We start from the raw sequence: 2,698 nt of genomic DNA, 5'->3' as shown, positions 1-2,698 counted from the left end.
ATGATCAGCGACAAGATCACAAACATCACCAATTTTTCCATGGCCAGGGCCTTGAAGAAGTTCTCGTGGGTCTGGGTCCAATCCTGCACCAAAAAGGCGGAGCCGAGGATATTCTGCAGGCGGGCGGCAAAAACCGGCGCGGCAAAGGGGTCGCTGATCTGCATGCGCAGGCCGGTAACGCCGGAACCCATATTGTAGAGGGCCTGGGCATCGGGCAGGCTGATGTAGGCCATGCCGCTGTCATAGGCGTAGATGCCCACGGAAAAGAGCCCCACCACGGTAAACTGGCGTAGGGTGGGCGTAACCCCCAGCGGCGTCACCCCGCCTTGGGGGGAGATGAGGGTGACCTTGCTACCTACTTGCGCGCCCAATTGCCGCGCCAGCGCGGTACCCAGGACGATGCCCCACGGGTGGCTGTGCAGGGCATCGAGGTTACCGGCTTTCATGTCTTGGGCAAGGCGATTGACCCTTCCCTCGAGCTGCGGATCGATACCTTCCACCAAGGCGCCACTGACCAAGCCGTCGTGGGAGAGCAGTGCCTGCGCCTGCACATAAGGCGCCACGCCGGTCACCCCGCGCACCGCCGAAAGGTTCTTCTCTGCCTCGCGCCAGTTGAGCACCGGCACCCCATTGCCCTGGACGATGACATCCGAGGTAACGGCGAGGATGCGGCTGCGCAGGGTGTGGTCGAAACCATTCATCACCGCCATGACGGTAATCAGGGCAGCAACGCCAATCACCATGCCGAGAATGGCAGTACCGGTAATGAAGGAGATGAAATGATTGCGCCGCTTGGCGCGGGTATAGCGCAGGCCAACCCAGAGTTCGAAGGGGCTCATGAATGCTCGGGCCGTAGGTGAGGAAAGAGGATGACCTCGCGAATGCTCGGCTGATCTGCCAGCAGCATTACTAGGCGGTCGATGCCCATCCCCACTCCCGCGGTGGGCGGCATGCCGTATTCGAGGGCGCGAATGTAGTCGTGATCGTAAAACATCGCCTCCTCGTCGCCGGCCTCCTTGGCCATGACCTGGGCGGTAAACCGGCGGGCCTGATCCTCGGGGTCGTTGAGCTCGGAAAAGCCATTGGCCAACTCGCGCCCGGCAATGAAGAGCTCGAAACGATCGGTGACCTCCGGGTCGACATCGTTGGCGCGCGCCAAGGGGCTCACCTCGGTGGGATATTCGGTGATGAAACTCGGCTGCTGTAGCTGCGTCTCGACGGTCTTTTCAAAAATCTCGATGAGGCGCTTGCCCCAACCCCAGCTGTTCTGCACCGGCATCCCCAGAGCGCGCAACTTGGCGCCCAAGACCTCGGGGTCGCGCAGGTTTGCCCCGCGCAGATCCGGATTGAAGCTACGCACCGCCTCCGCCACGCTCAGGCGGGCAAAGGGTCGGCCGAGATCGATTTCCTGCCCTTGGTAGACGATTGCGGTACGCCCCAGGGCAGCCTGCGCTGCAGCGCGAATGAGCTGCTCGGTGCGGTCCATGGCAACATGGTAATCGGCATAGGCCTCGTACCATTCGAGCATGGTGAATTCCGGATTGTGGCGGGTGGAGATACCCTCGTTGCGGAAATTGCGATTGATTTCAAAGACGCGCTCCACCCCGCCCACCACCAAGCGCTTGAGGTACAGCTCCGGGGCGATGCGCAGGTAGAGGGTCATATCGAGGGCATGGTGGTGGGTGACGAAGGGCTTGGCCGTCGCCCCCCCCGGAATGGGCTGCATCATCGGTGTTTCGACCTCGGTAAAGCGCGCCGCCGTCAGCCCCTGGCGCAGGGCGGCAACGGTGGCGGCACGAATCTGCAGGGTGCGGCGTGCCGCCTCGGTCACGATCAGGTCTACATAGCGCTGGCGATAGCGGGTTTCGGGGTCGCTCAGGCCATGCCATTTTTCCGGCAGGGGGCGCAGGGCCTTGGCCAGCAACTGCAGGGCATGCACCCGCAAGCTGAGCTCCCCGGCCTTGGTGCGGAAGAGGGTCCCCTCGACCCCGATCACGTCTCCCAAATCGAGCTCCTTGAAGCGGGCATAAGCTGCCTCACCCAATTCGTCGCGGCTCAAAAAGAGCTGCAGACGACCGCTGCCATCTTGGAGATCGGCAAAGCTCGCCTTACCCATGATGCGCCGGGTCATCAAGCGCCCGCCGAGCCGCGCCCGGATGGGCTCCTGCTCCAAGGCGGCGGCATCCATGTCGGCGCAACGGTGCTGCAGATCGCCGGCTTCGGCGTCGCGGCGGAAGGCATTGGGGTAGGCCTGCCCGGCCTCGCGCCAGCGCTGCAGCTTCTCGTGGCGCACCTGCATCTGATCGTTGCGTTCTTCCATGCCTGTCCTCGCCTTACAATCCGGCCTTCAAGGCCGCTTCGATGAAGATGTCGAGACCGCCGTCGAGCACCTTTTGCGTATCGCCCACTTCGACCCCGGTACGCAGGTCTTTGATTCGCGACTGGTCGAGCACATAGGAGCGAATCTGGTGCCCCCAGCCGATGTCGCTTTTACTCTCTTCCAGGGCCTGTTTTTCGGCGTCACGCTTTTGCATCTCCATTTCGTAGAGCTTGGAGCGCAGCATGCGCATGGCCTCGGCGCGGTTTTTGTGCTGCGAGCGATCGGTCTGGCAGGCAACCACGATCCCCGTTGGCACGTGGGTGATGCGCACCGCCGAATCGGTCTTGTTGATGTGCTGCCCGCCGGCACCGCTGGCGC

3 protein-coding genes are annotated in these 2,698 nt (G+C 62.9%); all 3 read right to left on the bottom strand.

Annotation, left to right across the window (positions count from 1 at the left end):
* The coding region (locus RTI30_RS13840; protein ID WP_312274958.1) for an ABC transporter permease at positions 1-839 on the bottom strand (839 nt) is incomplete at its 3' end.
* Positions 836-2,320 carry a lysine--tRNA ligase gene (gene lysS / locus RTI30_RS13835; protein ID WP_312274957.1) on the bottom strand — a complete coding sequence of 495 codons (1,485 nt, stop codon included), beginning with the start codon at positions 2,318-2,320 and terminating at the stop codon, positions 836-838. The genes RTI30_RS13840 and lysS, both read right to left, overlap by 4 nt.
* Before the next feature lie 13 nt (positions 2,321-2,333).
* Positions 2,334-2,698, bottom strand: a 365-nt coding sequence (locus tag RTI30_RS13830; protein WP_312274943.1) for a peptide chain release factor-like protein, incomplete at its 5' end; no start/stop codon positions are given.

It is taken from the genome of Candidatus Igneacidithiobacillus taiwanensis, from assembly GCF_031962545.1.
Classification (GTDB): domain Bacteria; phylum Pseudomonadota; class Gammaproteobacteria; order Acidithiobacillales; family Acidithiobacillaceae; genus Igneacidithiobacillus; species Igneacidithiobacillus taiwanensis.
Note: the sequence above shows the minus strand (reverse complement) of the source record. Positions and strands in the feature narration are given on the sequence as shown.